The organism is Gorillibacterium sp. CAU 1737 (assembly GCF_039888655.1).
In the GTDB taxonomy this organism is placed as follows: Bacteria; Bacillota; Bacilli; order Paenibacillales; family NBRC-103111; genus Gorillibacterium.
Window position 1 is genome coordinate 99,656 of record NZ_JBDQQO010000008.1, and the last position, 17,915, is coordinate 117,570.

General features: G+C 54.2%; 18 protein-coding genes and 1 pseudogene. 3 read left to right on the forward strand and 16 right to left on the reverse strand.

Going from position 1 to position 17,915, the window contains the following annotated elements:
* Positions 1-139: 139 nt before the first annotated feature.
* The 11 genes from AAFN83_RS16800 to AAFN83_RS16850 form a co-directional block, all read right to left on the reverse strand.
* Positions 140-883, reverse strand: coding sequence for an SGNH/GDSL hydrolase family protein (locus AAFN83_RS16800; RefSeq protein ID WP_347771415.1), 744 nt, complete (start codon positions 881-883; stop codon positions 140-142).
* Positions 884-953: 70 nt separating this feature from the next.
* Positions 954-2,354 carry a nucleoside recognition domain-containing protein gene (locus tag AAFN83_RS16805; protein ID WP_347771417.1) on the reverse strand — a complete coding sequence of 467 codons (1,401 nt, stop codon included), beginning with the start codon at positions 2,352-2,354 and terminating at the stop codon, positions 954-956.
* The gene (locus AAFN83_RS16810) at positions 2,332-3,066 is read right to left on the reverse strand and encodes a FeoB small GTPase domain-containing protein (RefSeq protein ID WP_347771419.1); all 735 of its coding nucleotides are present in this window, start codon (positions 3,064-3,066) and stop codon (positions 2,332-2,334) included. The genes AAFN83_RS16805 and AAFN83_RS16810 overlap by 23 nt, the downstream gene beginning before the upstream one ends.
* Positions 3,063-3,320, reverse strand: coding sequence for a FeoA family protein (locus AAFN83_RS16815; protein WP_347771421.1), 258 nt, complete (start codon positions 3,318-3,320; stop codon positions 3,063-3,065). Before AAFN83_RS16815 ends, AAFN83_RS16810 begins: the two co-directional genes overlap by 4 nt.
* Before the next feature lie 326 nt (positions 3,321-3,646).
* The gene (locus AAFN83_RS16820; RefSeq protein WP_347771423.1) at positions 3,647-4,720 is read right to left on the reverse strand and encodes an AI-2E family transporter; all 1,074 of its coding nucleotides are present in this window, start codon (positions 4,718-4,720) and stop codon (positions 3,647-3,649) included.
* Between the two features lie 180 nt (positions 4,721-4,900).
* Positions 4,901-5,104 (reverse strand): hypothetical protein, encoded by a 204-nt coding sequence (locus AAFN83_RS16825; RefSeq protein ID WP_347771425.1) that lies wholly within the window; start codon positions 5,102-5,104, stop codon positions 4,901-4,903.
* Between the two features lie 7 nt (positions 5,105-5,111).
* On the reverse strand, positions 5,112-5,630 hold the full coding sequence (locus AAFN83_RS16830) for a PRC-barrel domain-containing protein (RefSeq protein WP_347771427.1): 519 nt from the start codon (positions 5,628-5,630) through the stop codon (positions 5,112-5,114).
* Between the two features lie 113 nt (positions 5,631-5,743).
* Positions 5,744-6,883, reverse strand: a complete 1,140-nt coding sequence (locus tag AAFN83_RS16835) for a cysteine desulfurase family protein (RefSeq protein ID WP_347771429.1) — start codon at positions 6,881-6,883, stop codon at positions 5,744-5,746.
* 262 nt (positions 6,884-7,145) lie between these two features.
* Positions 7,146-8,321: a hypothetical protein gene (locus tag AAFN83_RS16840; protein ID WP_347771431.1), complete on the reverse strand. Its 1,176-nt coding sequence runs from the start codon at positions 8,319-8,321 to the stop codon at positions 7,146-7,148.
* Between the two features lie 127 nt (positions 8,322-8,448).
* Positions 8,449-9,156 carry a helix-turn-helix domain-containing protein gene (locus tag AAFN83_RS16845; protein WP_347771433.1) on the reverse strand — a complete coding sequence of 236 codons (708 nt, stop codon included), beginning with the start codon at positions 9,154-9,156 and terminating at the stop codon, positions 8,449-8,451.
* Between the two features lie 178 nt (positions 9,157-9,334).
* Positions 9,335-10,117 carry a CPBP family intramembrane glutamic endopeptidase gene (locus AAFN83_RS16850; RefSeq protein WP_347771435.1) on the reverse strand — a complete coding sequence of 261 codons (783 nt, stop codon included), beginning with the start codon at positions 10,115-10,117 and terminating at the stop codon, positions 9,335-9,337.
* Positions 10,118-10,444: 327 nt separating this feature from the next.
* Between AAFN83_RS16850 and AAFN83_RS16855 the strand changes: the two are divergent.
* Positions 10,445-10,741, forward strand: a pseudogene (locus tag AAFN83_RS16855) (helix-turn-helix domain-containing protein); the annotation flags it as partial.
* Positions 10,742-10,825: 84 nt separating this feature from the next.
* Positions 10,826-11,377, forward strand: a complete 552-nt coding sequence (locus tag AAFN83_RS16860; RefSeq protein ID WP_347771603.1) for a GyrI-like domain-containing protein — start codon at positions 10,826-10,828, stop codon at positions 11,375-11,377.
* Positions 11,378-11,459: 82 nt separating this feature from the next.
* Here AAFN83_RS16860 and AAFN83_RS16865 read toward each other — a convergent pair whose 3' ends face one another.
* On the reverse strand, positions 11,460-13,079 hold the full coding sequence (locus tag AAFN83_RS16865; protein WP_347771437.1) for a S41 family peptidase: 1,620 nt from the start codon (positions 13,077-13,079) through the stop codon (positions 11,460-11,462).
* A gap of 122 nt (positions 13,080-13,201) precedes the next feature.
* Positions 13,202-13,621 carry a cysteine metabolism transcriptional regulator CymR gene (gene cymR, locus AAFN83_RS16870; protein WP_347771439.1) on the reverse strand — a complete coding sequence of 140 codons (420 nt, stop codon included), beginning with the start codon at positions 13,619-13,621 and terminating at the stop codon, positions 13,202-13,204.
* Between the two features lie 232 nt (positions 13,622-13,853).
* Here cymR and mnmA point away from each other — a divergent pair, with 232 nt between their 5' ends.
* On the forward strand, positions 13,854-14,957 hold the full coding sequence (gene mnmA, locus AAFN83_RS16875; RefSeq protein WP_347771441.1) for a tRNA 2-thiouridine(34) synthase MnmA: 1,104 nt from the start codon (positions 13,854-13,856) through the stop codon (positions 14,955-14,957).
* A gap of 23 nt (positions 14,958-14,980) precedes the next feature.
* Here the strand turns inward: mnmA and AAFN83_RS16880 are convergent, their stop codons facing one another.
* The 3 genes from AAFN83_RS16880 to AAFN83_RS16890 all read right to left on the reverse strand — a co-directional run bounded on the left by AAFN83_RS16880 (position 14,981) and on the right by AAFN83_RS16890 (position 17,754).
* Positions 14,981-15,487 carry a GNAT family N-acetyltransferase gene (locus AAFN83_RS16880; protein WP_347771443.1) on the reverse strand — a complete coding sequence of 169 codons (507 nt, stop codon included), beginning with the start codon at positions 15,485-15,487 and terminating at the stop codon, positions 14,981-14,983.
* A 50-nt stretch (positions 15,488-15,537) separates the two neighbouring features.
* Positions 15,538-16,359 carry an aminoglycoside 6-adenylyltransferase gene (locus AAFN83_RS16885; protein WP_347771445.1) on the reverse strand — a complete coding sequence of 274 codons (822 nt, stop codon included), beginning with the start codon at positions 16,357-16,359 and terminating at the stop codon, positions 15,538-15,540.
* An 87-nt stretch (positions 16,360-16,446) separates the two neighbouring features.
* Positions 16,447-17,754: a replication-associated recombination protein A gene (locus AAFN83_RS16890; protein ID WP_347771447.1), complete on the reverse strand. Its 1,308-nt coding sequence runs from the start codon at positions 17,752-17,754 to the stop codon at positions 16,447-16,449.
* Positions 17,755-17,915 lie beyond the last annotated feature (161 nt).

Sequence of the window (17,915 nt, forward strand, 5' to 3'; positions counted from 1 at the left end):
TCTCAATCGATTCGAGGGTCCCTGATCGAGGCTTTCTCTCTGCCGGACGGGCAATGACCGCATGGGTTTTATCTTCGTTTTCGTTATGGTTGCTTATCAGGTAAATTATAGCCATCCCGAAAGGGAATGTCAACGAACGTCAAGCAAAGCCAAGACCGGAGCCATCCTTCAGTAGGTACGAATAACGGCTTCCCACATACTCCAACACTTTGTCGGCAATGATGCGATGCCCTTCTTCGTTGGGATGAATGCCGTCAATGCACAAAAACTTGCTGTAGTCCGGGTCCTGCAGGAAAGCCCCGCGAATGTCGATCCACTTCGTCCGCGTCTCCTCGGCCACCTTAATGACCATGGAGTTATAACGCTCCTGCCACCAATAGATCTTGGTCACGCTGCCCAACCACTCCAGGATGTTCTTCTCGGCGAGCGGATTGTTGTTGCTCACCCACTTGAAATAGCGCTCGGCGTTCAGCGGAGGCAAGGTCATCAAAACCGGGATGATCTTGTTGCTCTTCAGGTAGGAGATCGTCTCCGTCAGCATCTTCTCGAACAGGTGGAAGTCGGTCTTCGGGCTGTGCTCCCGTGCCGGATCGTCCGCAATCTCACTCCAATTGAAATCGCAGTCGTTGCCCCCGTATTCGATGAGCACGATATCGGGGCTCCCCTTCTCTACGTCGGTCTTCAGTCGTCCGGCCCCCTTGATCAGGGTATTGCCGAACCGAGCGGTGTTCTGCACCATTCCCTTCAGCTTGTTCTGAAGGATGGATACATAGTTATTTTCCAAGACTCTGTACTTGCCTTTGCTGTCATCGTAGATGACCCCTTTGGAGATCGAATCTCCCGTTACAATAAACTTCAGCCCTTCTTGGATATCAGGCTTCATCACCGGTCTCCTCCTCTCGAAGAGAGTATTCCTCCCCCTATTATAAGAAAGAGGAGCCGGACCCGTCAATTTACACGCCAAGACCAAATGCTCTTACCGCTTGAGTGACCAGGAACGTAACCAAGATCGCAACACCGGTCGGCAACAAGCCCGCGACGGCCGTCCACTTGGCGCTTCGGGTTTCTTTGGCAATGTTGAATAATGTCGTCCCGCATGGAAAATGCAAGAGGGAAAACAGCATCATGTTGAGCGCCGTCAACCAGGTCCAGCCGTGTGACAGGAGGATTTCGCGAATCCCGGCCAGCCCGTCAAGGTCGACCATCGCCGCTGAGGACAAGTACCCCATAAGCAGAATGGGGAGCACGATTTCGTTAGCAGGCAAGCCGAGCAGGAAAGCCATGAGAATGTAGCCGTCCATGCCAAGCAGGTGGGCAAAAGGATCGAAGAAGGCTGCGCCATGCGCCAGTACGCTGCTTTCGCCTATATACAGGTTGCCGAGCACCCAGGTCAACACACCGGCCGGAGCCGCGACAATGACCGCCCGCTTTAGAACGGCCCACGATTTGTCCCGGGTTGCGTACAGAATGGTTTTGCCGATCTGCGGCTTTCGGTAAGGCGGGAGCTCCAAGGTATAGTGCGTGGGAATGCCGCGGAGAGCCGTGCGCGAAAGAATCCAGGAAACGCCGAGCGTTACCGCGACTCCGATCAGCACCATCCCCATCACGACGCTAGCCGTGACGAAGGAGGCAGCGCCTCCGACCACGCCAAAGGTCATGAACAGCGAGGACAGCAGGATGAGCGTCGGCCAGCGGCCGTTGCAGGGAACGAAGCTGTTGGTCAGGATCGCCAGCATCCGCTCCCGGGGAGATTCGATGATCCGGGTGGACAGGATAGCGGCTGCGTTACAGCCAAAGCCCATCGACATGGTGAGCGCTTGCTTGCCGTGGCCGCCGGAACGTTTGAAGAGGCGGTCCATGTTAAACGCTACACGAGGAAGGTAGCCGAAATTCTCCAGCAGGGCGAAGACCGGAAAGAAAATCGCCATCGGCGGAAGCATGACACTGATGACCCAGGAGGAGCCGCGGTAAAAGCCCAAGACCAGCAAGCCGTGCAGCCAATCAGGAGCATGGAGCGCTTCAAAGCCTGCGGTCAGATAGCCTTCCAGCCAGGCGAACCCGTCAGCCAGCATCGCGGACGGTACGTTCGCTCCTGCAATCGTAATCCAGAAGACGATCCCCAGCAGGAGGAAGAGGATCGGGAAGCCCCAGATGGGAGAGGTTACGATGCGATCGAGCCGGTAGGAGTCGGAAAGCCTGCGCGAGTCCCGAATGGTCACGACGCCTGAGCAGACGGCATCCGCCTCGGAATGGAGGCTGCCGACCAATTGGTCGCGGAAGGATTCGGGATCAAAACCCCCGCTGGTTATTTCCTGCCGGATTCGCTTTAATTCATCCCGAGATGGTTGGAGCATCCGCCATCACCCCCTTCTCGTTCCATACAACCTTCGACGGCTCTACCCCCTGCAGCAGGGAGTCCAGCAGCCCCAGATCTCCATCCAGGATACGGAGAGCGAGCCAGCGAGCCGGATAGGCTTCCCCGACCCGCTCCTCCAGCACCGGAATGAGGCGAGCCAGGGCTGATTCAACTTCCGCGGGATAGCGGATTGGACGAGGTTGGGGCACAACACTCCCAGAAGCCACCTCTTCCACCCGATTCAACAGGTCGTTCAATCCTTGCCGCTTTCGAGCGGAGATCCCCACTACGGGCACTCCAAGCCGCTCCTCCAGTAGAGGAAGGTCAATAGATATACCGAGCTTTCTCGCTTCATCCAGCAGGTTAACGGCCAACACAACCCGATTCGTCATCTCCATGACCTGCAGCGCCAGATTCAAGTGCCGCTCCAGGGAGGTTGCATCCGCCACGACGATGACGGCATCCGGCTTCTCCAGCAGGATGGAATCTCTCGCTACTTCCTCGTCGGCAGAATTGGCGAACAGCGAATACGTACCCGGAAGATCGACCAGCACATACTCCTGCTCCTTCCAGGTAAACGTTCCCTCTGCGCGGAGGACCGTTTTGCCCGCCCAATTGCCGGTGTGCTGATTCATACCGGTCAGAGCGTTGAACAGCGTACTCTTGCCTGTATTGGGATTGCCGGCTAACGCCAAACGATAGGGGTTCATCCTTCCTTCACCTCCACCAAGGACCCGAAAATGGCATCACTCTGTTCTCTTCTCAGAGCAAGCGTCAAGCTTCGCACACGGTAAGCCACCGGATCGCCAAGCGGGCTTCTCTGTAGCACTTCCACCCGTGCACCGGGGACAAACCCCAAATCCAGCAGTCGGCGGCGCAGCGTTCCCTGCACCTGCAGTCGGGTGATACGGAAGGTTTGCCCGGTCAGCGCCCGTGACAGCGCCACTTCCTTCTCAGTCGGCATCAGCTCCACACCCTTTCTTTTTCGCCCAGGAATATTTGTTAGCCGCGGGAAACATTTTGTGTAAAAAAAAGAGCTCTCATCAATGGAAATCAATCCAACCTTTAGGTAGATCATAGCAGATGAAAATTGCGCGTACAACACTTTTTTTCACTAAGGAAAAATATTTTGTGTTATTCGCTTTTTGGAATAAGAATGGTTCGCAATACATGTCGAGAAACAAAAAAAGCTTCCATCTGCCTTCCTGGCATCCGATGGAAGCTTCCTTCGAGTCCATGCGATCCCCACCCTATCCCTATGATGGAGGGACCCACTTGGTGTCAAATGCCCTACACCGTCTTCCGGCGGATGTAATAGCGGAACAGGTGCTGAACGACGACCTTGCCTGCCGCATAGAACGGAACCGCAAGGATGAGGCCGATTACTCCGGCAACCTCCCCGCCTGCCAGCAGCACCAAAATAATCGTGAGCGGGTGCATATGCAGGGTTCGCCCCACCACCTGAGGCGAAATGACATTGCCCTCCAGGAGCTGCACGATCCAGTTGACCAGCGCGACATAAAGCACCATTTTCCAGGAGAGGGTGAGGGCGAACAGGATGGCTGGGGCCGCTCCAAAGTAAGGACCGAGGTACGGAATGATGTTCGTCAGCGCGACGGCCGATGCGAAGAGCAGCGGGTACGGCATGCCAATCAGCCAATACCCTACCCAGGAAAATACCCCGACGATGACACAGACGAGCAGTTGCCCCCGCACATAGCTGCCGAGCGCTTCATCTACATCGGACAGTAGGCGGACTGCTTGGCGTCGATGGCTTTTGGGGACCAGGGTGAGAATTCCTCGTTGGATGCCCTGGAAGTCCTTCAGGATGTAGAAAGCGAGAAACGGAATGATAAAGGCCAGGAAGACGGTGTTGAGCGTAGCGCCGATCCGATCGATGGAGCTGGTTACTCCAGCTGAAATACCGGTCTCCAGCTTGGCCAGGGCCCGGTTAATGCCGGTGCGGACTGTCTCGGGAATGTAGCGATTTTCATTGTATTGGGAGATGAGCGCCTGGGTCTTCGCGGTGAATTGCGGCAAATGCTCGTTCAGCTCCGTCAACTGGCGAACGAACATCGGAATGAAGTTGGCCAGGATAACAGCCAGGGACGTCAAAAAGGCTGCGTAAATCAGCAGGACGGCGATGCTGCGGGGAACCTTCGATCGTTCGTTTAACAGACAGACGACCGGGTTTAACACATACGAGATGATCATGGCGACCAAGAAGGGAGCCAGCACGGCGCTGAGAAAATGATAGACGTTCATCAGAAGGGGCTTGATCTGCACCAGCATGAACAGAATGAGCAGCCCGAGCAGGATGAACACCAGCACTTTAAACCACCGATTGTTGGGCAACGATTCCACGGAACTCCCCCCTGTACAGCTTGGCCTTTTCTCCATTGGTACAGTATATGTGGAATCCCTGCCGCTTAACCCCATCTGCCGCTCCATTCAAAAAACACCCGGAATCAAAAGAAAGCGTCCTGTCGCGGAGAGCCTTCTTTCAATTTCCGGGTGTTTCGGGTGATCGAGGATTCAAGCTCATTACCCGTTCGCCTGCATTTGAGGCAGGATTTGGACATCTTCGAAGAACAAGTCATCCAGGGAACTGAGGGTTCCGTCTTCCTCTACCTGGTACACCGACATCTTCTCGCCGTTGATGGTTAATTCAATGAAGCAGCCCCAGCAATAAAACTGATGGGAGCCGATCTTGCCGATATCTTTGGAGTTGCAATTTGGACAACGCATTTCGGGATCACCCTATCTCCTGAGTAGTGAGCGGTTTCCGTTCAACCCGGCTGTGCACCGGGACGATGACAGCGTCCTTGCCGAATGTGATCTTATCGGGAAAGGGCAGCCACTTGCGCCCTTCCTTCACATCAGACAGGAACCCTTCCGACAATTCAAAGCCTAGTATTCTTTTATCCAATTTTTCTGCAATGTAAACATCTTCGACTACACCTAATTCTTGTCCATTTCTTGTCAAGATCGGCACACCGGTAATCTTGTGGTCCCTCAGGAGGAAAAAGCTTTCCTCCGAGCGGGGCGGACAGTCCGCAACCACCATCCCCCGGGGCAGGATCACCGCATCCTCGCCTACCGAAACGCCGTCGGTCCATTCTACCGCTCGCGGAGCCTTGAACCAGACGCGTGTCTCAAGCAGCAGGCAGCAAGCGGTCCACCGTTCAAACAGGATGTCCTGTACGGTGCCGATTCGCTCGCCGGTTGTCACTTCGATCACCGGGAGCCCGACCACATCGCGGCCCTTCAACAAACGGGATTCCTCCTTCTGCCCTGTGTGGAAAATCGCGTGTAGCATATCCAAGGCGAAGGGGTTTCATCCGAATTTTTGACAAACGACTAGAAAAAACAAGCCGTTTTATTTTATTACGTATGGCGGCGAACAAAGGTTGCAACAATTTCCGCCGCGCGAACGATTTCTTGTTTGGTGGTAACCGGAGCAAAGCTGAATCGAATGGCGGAACGGACGCAATCCGCGCCGACCTTCATCGCCTCCAGCACATGGGACGGTTCGAGCGAACCGGAGGTGCAGGCGGAGCCGCTCGCCGCGGCTACCCCGGCGAGATCCAGGTTCATCAGAAGCGTCTCCGCCGACACGCCGGGGAAGCTGATGTTCACGATGTGCGGAAGACGCTCGGAGGGATGCCCGTTCACGTGAAACGCCTCCTGAGGCAAATGCTTGGCCAGCTCCTCCAGGAGGAGCGTGCGGAGGCTCTCCAGGTAGGCGCGCTTCTCCGCGAGGCGGGATACGGTCAGCCCGACCACCGCGCCGAAGCCGACGATGCCGGGCACGTTCTCGGTGCCCGCACGGCGGCTGCGCTCCTGGGTGCCGCCGTACAGGAGCGGCTGGAGGACAACCTTCTCGCCCACGACCAAGGCGCCGACCCCCTTCGGGCCGCCGATCTTGTGGGCAGACAGACTGACGAGATCGGCTCCCAGCGCGTTGAGGTCGATCGGCACGGTGCCGAACGCCTGGACGGCGTCCGTATGGAAGAGGACGCCCGCCTCCCGCGCAATCTGTCCGATCTCCTTCATCGGCTGGATGGTGCCGGTTTCGTTATTCGCGTACATGATTGTAATGAGGAACGTGTCCGGGCGTATCGCCTGCCGGACCTCCTCGGGCTTCACGCGGCCGGTTGCATCCACCGGCAGGTAGGTCACCTGAACGCCGAGCTCCTCCAGGCGTTCACAAGCATGCAGCACGGCATGGTGCTCCGTCTTCGCCGTGATCACATGCCCGGCATAGCCGCGGCGAGCGGCGAGCCCGTGGATCGCGAGGTTGTCGCTCTCCGTTCCGCCGCTCGTAAACAGGACGCGCCGTCCCGAAACCTTCAGGGCGGCGCCGATGAGTTCCCTCGCTTCGGCGACCGCAGCCAGCGCCTCGCGGCCGAACGAATGAATGCTCGAAGGATTGCCATAGTGCTTCGTCATATAGGGGAGCATGCGCGCCAGCGCCTCAGGGTGCATCGGAGTAGCGGCGGCATGGTCAAGGTAAATGGGTTCCATCGTTCAACAAAAACCTCCCGAAAGTACAGCAATGCTAGACAGAAGTGGATCTCAAACCCGAATGGAAGACACACTCTAGCTTGTACTCCATGCTTAATACCGACACGAGTGTAGCAGATTGGTCCGCAAAGGGCAACAGGGTCGGCTTTCAACAGCAAAAAAGCCCTGAGCATCCCTAGGACGCTTCAGGGCTTCCGTACAAGCCGATGGCTCGCTCTAGTAGCTCATCAACTCTCATTGTGAATAAAGAGATGATGAGTTATTAGCGGATTTTTTTCCAGGTCAACCCATTCTCCGAAAGGGAGATCCCACCTTGATACCCATAACCGATAAACCATTGGCCGGCCTGAAGGACATTCATGCTATCGGGTACCGTTTTCCCCAGATCCGTCACGGTCCATTTCACTCGGTCCGTCGAAACGCCGACTTTGGAGCGAACCACTCCGGAGCTGTACCAATATTGAATAAAGGTATAGTATTTGCTGCCCAGCTTATAAATCGGGCTTCGGCCGAACGGATTCACGATGGCCGAGGGGCTCTTCTGGATGGTAAACGAAATTCCATTCTTCGAGGTATAGATATTTCGTTCATCATACAAGGTGATGACGCCGTCCGGCGTGTACCCTTCCAGATTAAAGTTGTAGCTCTTTCGGGGAACGTCGTTTACTAAAAATCCGTACTTAAGATCCTTTTTGACCGTTCCCGATTGCTGGGTCCAGGTTTTCAAGTTGGACGACGTATACAGGATGAGCTCCGCATATCGCTTGTCACTGGCGTCCGTCTGGAACTGGTTGCGGGACAACGTGAGGGCCTTGCTCGAGAAGAACACATACTCCCCGCATATGGCGGAGTACACTTTACCGTTCCAGGTCAGGTAGCGAACCTCCGTTGGCAAAAGGCCGACTTCCTTCCAGTTCAGCCCGTTGGATGACGTGTAAATGGGAGTGGTGTCATCCTCTTGATTACCAACCAGCACATACTGTCCATTTAGATAGTGAACATTGCGGATGGTTGTCGCTTCCTTGTTGCTTGCTTCCAGGGTGAAGGGAGTCCATTTGTCTCCATTCGTAGACGTGAAGCTGCCAATCGCGGCATTGTATGGATCGATATGCATGGGGGATAGGTAGAAGCGCCCCTTGACATAATTGATGTCGTACATATCACTTGAAGGCAGTTTTCGGGAGACCCACTTTTTCCCGTTATCGTGCGTGATATTCAAGTAGTACAGGTTAGAAACGACGATGATGGTCCCTTTTCCATCCGCTGCGATGGCCGTGATCCCATCTCCCGTTGCCCGGTTAAAGGCAATGGGAAATTCCACTTCCTTGACTGCCGCTTTCGGAGAGGGACTCGCTCCCTCTGCGAACGAAACCGGGGTTGCCGACACCAGTAAACAAAGAACAAGAAGACCGAAAAGCCACTTTCTCAAATTCCTCATGATTTCCCCCCTATGATGAATAAAACGATTCAGAGGAAAATTATAACACATCTTGATGGAATGGATCGATTTGCAAACGAAACTGTCGAAATACCGCAACTTGCGATTCCGACAAAAATCGCCTCATCTACAGCGCACCTGAGCTTCGCTCACCAAGCGGAATTCCTTCAAAGTTCAAGTCGAAGCTTTGCAGCGCTTGGGCGGGGGTCCAGATGGACATCTTCTTGAATTCCTTCGTCATATGCGCTTGATCGGAATAACCGGACAAATAGGCGGCCTCGGCAGCGCTCATCCTTCGCAGGAGCCGGATGGAACGGTGAAAGCGCCGAATGCGAGAGTAATCCTGCAGGGTAATGCCCAACATCGTCGTGAAATCTCTCTCTAACTGCCTAAGGGAGATATTCATTTGCCTTGCAATGGATTCATACCGAGAGAGCGGTACAACTTCAAGCAGCTTGGATGCACAAACAATCCGTTCCAGCTTTCGTTTCACGAGATATTTACCTTGCCGAAGCCGGGATAGAAAAGCCTGCTCGACAATCTCCGGACGCTGAGGAGACGGAATGCTCATGAGTCGGCCGCACACGTCTTTGAGAAAGGAGTCTTCATTCAGCGGAATGACCTGCTGGCAAAAGGCCGGCTCCATCCCGGTCAGTTGGAAGAACAGGTGGAATTCCATATCGACCATAAACAATTCGGTGTAATGGGAAAGTCCGATCATCGGATCCTTATTCAGTCCAAGGGCAATGACATCTCCCGCCTTCATGCTTACTCCGTTATAGACTCCGCCACCATTCAGAATGAAGATCAGGTATACGGAAGTATCCGCTGGCATGGGCACAGCTCCGGCCTGAAGACAATGCTCAATGAATTGATGAATTCCAAAGTCGACATGAGGCAAATACCGCATGGCTTATCCCTCGGCATCCTTGATTATCTTGATAGAGTGAGTATAGAAAGATGCCTTTTTCCTGTCAATGATTCCCTTGTAAAAATTGGTGCATCCCGCCCATTTACTCCGGCATTAAGGCCGCCAATCGACGGCTCAACAGAATCCCATGGACAATCACCAGCATGCTGCACGCCATGGCCATCACCTCCGCCGCTTGATCGCTGGCGGTCAGAAGATCGAAGCCGCCATGCCAAACGATTACCGGCAGAACACTCCAGTTGCCCAGACGGGTGAGCCAAGCGAGTAGGATGGAGCCGTACGCCAGGCTGATTCCCCAGCCGATCATGCCCCAGCCCATCTGCAGGTAGGTCTCATTAAACCAAAAAGCGGGCAGATGCCACAGCATCCAGATCATCGCCACGATCAGCGCACTTCTAAGGAGCGAGCTGCGCTTGTGCAAAAGAGGAAGCAGGTAGCCTCTCCAGCCCGATTCCTCTCCCAACCCGAACGTGAGCATCCAGATTAGCGCCGTCATGACGGCATTCTGACCGGGCAGCTTTTCGGTGCGTCCAAATTGGTTCCATTCCGGCCACTGACCGGCGATCAACCTCTGGGCAACCAACGCCACCAAGATGTACAGCAGGATGAGAAGGATGGCCGCGAGAATCCCCTTCCCCGCGCGCTGGACCGAGAATACGCGAGACAGCCAGCTTCTCAGGCCAATCCACCCCTCGGTGATCCAACAGGTGAGGATCGCTCCAAGAAGCGGGCCGAAGGAAGCGAGGTAGAATTGGCCGGGCAGCTGCGGCAAGGAAATGTCGAACTGGCGTTCAAGCAGCAACGGCAGCCACAAGAGCCAGGTGAATCCGAAAGAGAAGAACAGATACAGCCTTAGCTTGTTCATAGCGGATGTCCTCCTTATGTTGAATCGAGAAAAGAGGAGCCGCGCGAATACGAGCTGAATCCTAGCTCGACTTTGGTGCTTCTTTGTGATCAATCTTCTCTCCTCCTTCTCTGTACTTTTCAAAGAGCCTGGAATACAAGATCAAGCTTACTCGATCACGGCAAGGATCTCTTGTACTTAAACGACACTTTACCCGAATGACCGAACCACAGGGCTCGCAACAGGAACAGAAATAGGGACAGGAAGAATAGCAAAGCCGGAACAGTCTGGTGCTTCAGCCGTTGGTATAATGAAGTCAACCGTACGGGGAAAGGGAATGAGGCATTCTTGAACTATAGCGAGGATATCAAACGAAGCATCGAATTTATCGAGGCCAATATCTCAGAAAAGCTGACACCTGAAATCGTTTCTCAGCAGGTCGGGTACTCGTTGTATCACTTCTGCAGGGTTTTCCAACTCTGCATGGGTGTCCCGATCATGGACTATATTCGAAAGAGGCGATTGTCCTTAGCAGCGGTCGAGCTGGCAAAAGGCAGAAAAATCATCGATATTGCGCTGGAATACGGCTATGAAACCCAAAGTGGATTCACGAAGGCTTTTCGTAAGGAGTATGGCGATAACCCGACCCAATATGCCGTAAGAATGGCTGCACTTAACCAGTATCTTTCTGGAGAAACCAAAAACACATTCCATTTAGGAGGCTGTTCAATGATCCCTGCAATTCTCTCAAAGCCCGCTTTTCAAGTTGCCGGATATGGAATAAAAACCAATCTCGCGGATGGAAGCTTCACCAAAGATATCGCTGCCTTCTGGAATGAATACGACATCAACGGGTGGGAATGTAAAATGTACGACCTGTTGAATCCTCCGAAGCATGGAGAAGTCGGGATCTGCGTACCGGAGTCCAGAGAAAGCGGAGGCCTGGTTTATTTGCTGGGCGTCGTGGTGGAGGATTTTGACAAGGTAACCCCCGACATGATTACGCTGGAGGTGCCGGAAGCGACGTACGCCGTATTCACCACCCCTCCGGTAGACGTGACCCTTGGAGGAAAGGACGGCTCTGCCAATCAGGACGAGTTCCCCAATGCGATTCGAAAAACCTGGAAGTACATCTTCGAGGAATGGTTTCCGGACAGCGGGTATGAGTATGATGAATCCAAATTGGATTTTGAATTCTATGATGAACGCTGCCACTTCCGCCCGGATACCGTAATGGAGATCTACGTGCCCGTTATCAAAAAGGGTAAGCAAGAAGAGTAAGGCGGTTTCCACCCTATCAAAATGAACCAAAAGCCCACCGGCCGGAGCTGGTGGGCTTTCGGTTATGTGATGGTTACGTAATTTAGTGATGAATGACCCAATCGATCCATGGGTCCTGCACGAGATCATGAACCTCAAGGCTGTTTGGATTTGTGGTCGGGAACGTGGAAGCCTGCAGCGCAACATCAGGAGCCGTCCCCAGGATTTGATTGGGCTGAACCTCCTCATCCAAAGTCAACTCGACGTTCATTCTCAACATCATTTGACTATGGGGAAGAGCAATATCCACGGGGGCTATGAAAGCAGATCCGCTTCCCCCGGTGTAGGTGCCGACTACTTGTCCTAGCTGGGTCCTTTTCGCTGCAACCGCAAATGAATCCGCGGCGGAAAAGGTATCCCGGTCCGTTAAGATGTACACCTTTCCGTTAAAAGGAAAGCTGTTGTGCGGCGTAAAGGTTTTCGTAATCTTGAAAATATCCCAGTCCTGTTCGCTAAACCCCGGGAGGACCGTCTTCTCAACCTTATCAATGTGGTACAAGTCCTTCTGCAAAAGATCATTCTTCATTACCCGTCTGTAGATGGGATATCGGATTCCCATCTGCTCAAAAAACTTTTTTCGGATCGCAGAATACTGGACAAACGACTTCGATTCCTTAAGGAGCGGCCGAATAATATTCTCTCCCCAATACTCCAGCTCTCCTCCGGTATTCCCTCTAACATCAAGAATCAGCTTCTTGTATTTTCCGTGCGAAGCTTGCATAAAATCCTGGATGATCTGGTTATCCTCGCGGATTGATTGTCGATCAAACGTAAAAATCTTTATGTATCCGGTGTCCTCGTCTATTTCTTTGCAGACCATGTTGGGGTATTGGAAGGAAGCCAAGCCATTGCCCGCATCTTCAGCCGCATTCAAAGCCTTTACTTTTCTGGTAAAGACCTCTCCATCCTTTGTCTGAAAGTCTACCGTCCAATAATCGAAACCTGTACTCGGCCGGATGGAAAAAAGGGTGGTGACGAAATTCTTGTTCAAGTCGGCGTCAACCTGCAATCGGGTTTTGTTCTGAAGGGTGTTCACGTATTCATCGGTCTGCATTCCATCGATGCCCACAATGATCGTCCCTGCGGGCAAGGTGAGATCCGGGAAAGCATACTCCTCATTCAAGATATACTTCCCGTCCTTATAAACCACATCCGCATCCGAAAAGGCGTACCATTGAAATTTGGCGGCTTCCTGCCCCCAATAATCAGTCTTATAATACGTGCTCTTGGGGATATCATTGAAATAATAGTGAACATAGTTGTTATTCGACGGCCGGTTCGTTCCGAAATACACACCAATATGGCCGTCGCCTTGTCTCAAACGCTGAGAATATTCGTAGACCAGCTGAAAAAACTCCGTATTGTTGCTGGTTTCGCCGGCTCGGTCGATGTACTCCTTCTCTAGAGATCGGAGATCATCCAACCTTTTGTATTGCACAATCGCATCGGAATAAGGGTAGATATCCTTGACATACCGGGTTAAATATTCGAAGTCCTCGATCTTCTCTTTCTTCGACAACTCCTTTATTCCCGTTTGAGCATTCCCGCTCCAAAGCTTCAAATGGATGGCTTGGTAAACTACATAGGAAATGATCATCACGATGCAAGCAGCAACCGCCACCTTAAGAGTAGTGCCAAGGTTCTTTACTAGAGTATTTCTCATGGTCACCTTCCTTTTCTATTCCTGATTTTACTATAATTCCATTCGTTTCACAGCTATCCTTTCAGCCGCCGAAACCGAAAAAAAAACCCGCTAGCCGATTTGGCTAGCGGGGGTCCGCGCGTTTAAATGTAGAACATGTAGTTGTTATACTTGCCTTCGTCGTGGAAATTGACCAGCGACTCCAGCGTCGTGGAATCCAGCACTTCCGCGATGCTGTCGCGGATGCGCATCCACAGGTCCCGCTTGGCGGGATCGTCCTCGTCCGTGAAATCGACCGGGCTGATCGGGCCTTCGAGCACGCGGATAATGTCTCCCGCGGTCAGTTCGCTTGCCGAACGGGACAGCACATAGCCGCCGTAGGCTCCGCGGATGCTCTTCACAAGACCCGCATTCCGCAGCGGCGCAATCAGCTGCTCGAGATAATGCTCGGAAAGGTTGTTCTTCTCCGCGATGCTCTTGAGCGAGGTCGGGCCTTCGCCGGTGCGGCCGGCCAGCTCCATCATAATGGTGAGACCGTAACGTCCTTTGGTTGATATTTTCAAGCAAGTACACCTCATTTGGAAGAGTGGAGGGGCAGCCGGTACGTGCTGTTCATCCCCATTGTAGCCGAAGTCTCGGCTTTTTAACGCGAAATCAACTCTTTATACGGTTAATCGATAATCCCTATCGGATATGGTATCATAAACCGGCGGCAGATGAAAATCCGTCCCGCTAACTTTTTACCTGGAATATGGTACAATGAAGCGAGTTCTACCCGAGAAAGGTTGATGCAGCATGACGATTTCCAACCAAAAGACCCGTGTCGTCCTGGGCATGTCGGGCGGAGTGGACTCTTCCGTCGCGGCCTTGCTATTGAAGGAACAGGGCTACGAGGTCATTGGCATCTATATGAAAAACTGGGACGACACCGACGAGTTCGGCGTCTGCACCGCAGAGGAGGACGCTTCCGACGTTCGCCGTGTGTGCGCCCAGATCGGCATTCCGTGTTACACGGTCAATTTCGAGAAGGAATACTACGACAAGGTGTTCACGTACTTCCTTGACGAATACCGCAGTGGCCGTACACCGAACCCGGACGTAATGTGCAACCGCGAGATCAAGTTTGGCGAATTCCTGCAAAAGGCACTGGAGCTTGGTGCTGACTATATTGCCACCGGGCACTATGCACGAGTGGAACAGGGAGAAGACGGCGCTTACCGGCTGCTGCGCGGAGTGGACAGCAACAAGGATCAAACGTACTTCCTGAACGCGTTGAACCAATACCAGCTCTCCAAGGCCATGTTCCCGATCGGGCATCTGCCGAAGCCGAAGGTGCGGGAAATCGCCGAGAAGGCCGGTCTCGCCACCGCCAAGAAAAAGGATTCCACAGGCGTCTGCTTTATCGGCGAACGCAACTTCCGTGAGTTCCTTGGCCACTACCTTCCGGCTCAACCGGGAGACATGCGTACGTTTGACGGCGAGCTGAAGGGCCAGCATGACGGGCTGATGTATTACACGCTCGGGCAGCGGCAAGGGCTCGGCATCGGCGGCTCCGGTACCGGCGAACCTTGGTTCGTGGCGGACAAGGATCTGGAGAACAACATCCTGTACGTGGTTCAAGGGGAACAAGATGACCGCCTGTACTCCACTGCCCTCACCGCAACCGGAGTCAGCTGGATCAAGGGAGCCGCACCCGGCAGCGAGTTTGCCTGCACGGCCAAGTTCCGCTACCGCCAGCCGGATCAAGGGGTTAAGGTAACGATCAACCCCGACGGTTCCGCCCATGTTCTCTTCGACAATCCGCAAAAGGCCATCACCCCCGGCCAAGCCGTCGTCTTTTATGACGGGGAGAAGTGCCTCGGCGGCGGTACCATCGACAAGATCACCAAGCTGAAATAAGATACTAGAGAATGCAAAAGCCCTTATCCCCGATCAGGAGGAGAAGGGCTTTTGTCTTTGGCATAATAGTAAAACCCGTTCGCTTCGTTTACCTTGCGATACCCGCAGCTTGGATAAAATCGATGATTGCGGAGCGCCCAGTCTGGTGTGTCGAGCTCCCAACGAATCGCATCCGGATACTGTTGCTCCAGCGCGAGCATGGCCACTTTTCCCATTCCACTTCCCTGCTTGTCTGGGTGCAGAAAGATGCGGCCCAAGTGGCAGATCCCGGCAGCCGCGTTTTCCGACACGATGGCTCCTCCGATCAACCGATCCAGGCGATCTCCCTCTGCCGTCTCCTCCTCCCCTTCCAATATGGCGAAGTAGTGCATGTCCTGCATCATCGCGAGCTGCCAGGCCTCCTCCGCATAGCCGGGAGGTCCCCCTTGCTCTTCTTGACCATAACGGGTGCATTCCCGATCAAAGCTCTCTTTTTGAATTGCGGTAAGCACCGAGGCTTCTTCCGGCCTTGCTCTTTTCAGATGGATCACGGCCATTCCCTCCTTGTATGCGTTAAGATCTTGCTGGCTTGTTCATCTGATTAAACATCCAGCTTCATCCGGGGTTCCCCAACTATATTTTCGATCAGTCTAATCATGACCCGATGTTCCCCTGATGCCTCATCGATTCCTAGTACAACGGCCACTTCCTCAAAATAGAGCTGCAGCACGGCCATGAGCATTTTCTCAAGTCCGGACCGATCCATGCTGCCCTCGTAAGTCTCCACAAGCTTCACGACACGAGGCGAGGAACGATAATTGCCGATTTCTTTATGGAAATCAGCCGGAATGCCCTCGCGAATGGCAATCAGCTCAACGGCTTTGCTGCGAATGACTTCTATTTCTTGAACAGCCCGAAGGGCGTGCCCCCGTGCGATCGCAACCGCCGCCTCCCGCACGAACTGCCAAAGGGAGGACAACGATTCGTTTGCAACCGCTGTAGCGTCCCTGTGATAGATGGGCAAAGTCAGCTCTAACCGCTCTTGGATTTGAGGAACATTCCGGTCGACTAGCACCTTCCAATGTCTCTTCGTTGCCCTCAGCTTTGCGAACGACCAGATTCCCAAGTCTAGTTCCATCCCATCGGCGAACAGAAAACAAGAGACGTAAATGTCCTCCTCATGCCGATATTCCTTGTGCCTCAGTACCGAGCAGCGCTCTTTCACAAAATGAACCCATTCGTCATGAACGGGCGGTACCTTCTCGCTATCTTCTACCACGAGAACCACATCCAGGTCTGAGTAAGCGTCTCGAAACCCATAGGCTCCAGAGCCGACGAGCAGGAGCCCTTGAACAGCTTCTGATGCCTTCGCCTTCTCTTCGATTTTACCTAGCAAAATGAGCCTGTCTGCCTCGGTGTACATGACTGTTCCGTTCCCCATTTCTGTTCATGGTGAGTGGACTTACAGGTTCGAGCACCAAGCCGTTCCTCGGCTCTCGTTATCATCGCCTCAGAGACGGCGGCGACGCTCCTGATTCTGCTTCATCTTCTCTTCCGTCCCTTGAGTAGAGGCCTCGAAGAACACCGCGTTCTTCAGCGGCTCCGGCAAGTACTGCTGTTCCACGAAATGGCCGGGATAATCGTGCGGGTACTTGTACCCGGTATGGCCCAGCTTCTCCGCTCCGCGGTAGTGAGCATCCCTCAGGTGCAGCGGCACCTCGGCTGTACCGACATGCTCGAAGGCGCCTGAAATCTTGCCCAGGGTAACGGCAACGCTGTTGGACTTCGGGCTTTCGACGGCGAACAGGATCGCCTGTGCGATGTTGTACTTCGCCTCGGGCCAGCCGATCTTGTGATAGGCATCCATCGCCGTCACCGCCTGCACCATCGCCTGCGGGTTCGCAAGGCCGATGTCTTCGCTGCAGGCGACGATCAGCCGCCGAAGGAAGGTCATCGGGTCCATGCCAAGCTTCTCGACGGCATAGAGGAACCAGAACAGCGCGGCGTCGCTTGAGCCGCGGACGCTCTTGTGGAAGGCGGACAGCACGTCGTACTGCGTGGACGGGTCCGCCTTCACGGTCGGCCGGCGGACGGATTCCTCCGCCGCAGCGAGGGTAATGCGTACGACCCCGTCCCCTTCAGGCGGGGTCGTGAGTGCCGCAATCTCCAGCGCGTTCAAAGCGCGCCGGATGTCTCCATTAGCCATGCGCGCGATGTGCTGAAGGGCCTCCTCGTCCGCTTCCAGCGGTAAGGAGCCGAGGCCCTTCTCTTTATCCGCGAGCGCATGGGTAAGAGCGATGTACGCGTGCTCATGCGTGAGCGCGTGCAGCTGAAACAGCGTCGACCGCGACAGGAGCGCCCCGTTCACATGGTGGAACGGGTTCTCTGTCGTCGCGCCGATGAAGATGATCGTCCCCTGCTCCACCGCCGGGAGCAGGGCATCCTGCCGCGCCGAGTTGAAGCGGTGCACCTCGTCGAGGAACAGGATCGTCTTGCGCCCGTACATCGCTTTGTTCGAATGGGCCGCCTCGATCACCTCGCGCACGTCCTTGACGGACGCATCCACCGCATTCAGCTTCACGAAGTCGCCGTTGGTCCGCTTCGAGATGATGTGGGCGAGCGTGGTCTTGCCCGTGCCCGGCGGCCCGTACAGCAGAATCGAAGAGATTCGATCTGCTTCGATCATGCGGCGCAGCAACTTGCCTTGGCCCACGATGTGCTCTTGCCCGATATATTCTTCAAGCGTCTCCGGTCGCATCCGATCGGCAAGCAGCTTGCCTGCCGGCTCCCGGTCGGCCTGGTAGCTAAACAAATCCATCTCTACTCTCCTACTTTCCAACTTACTTCCAAGAGCATACTTGCAAACCCGATTTTCGGTCGAATTTGACGAGTGGAACAAAAAAAGAGCATGCCTGCGGACGTTTCCATCCGTCGCAGCATGCTCTTATTATACCATGTCCTGTTTGAGGAGACAGGCCA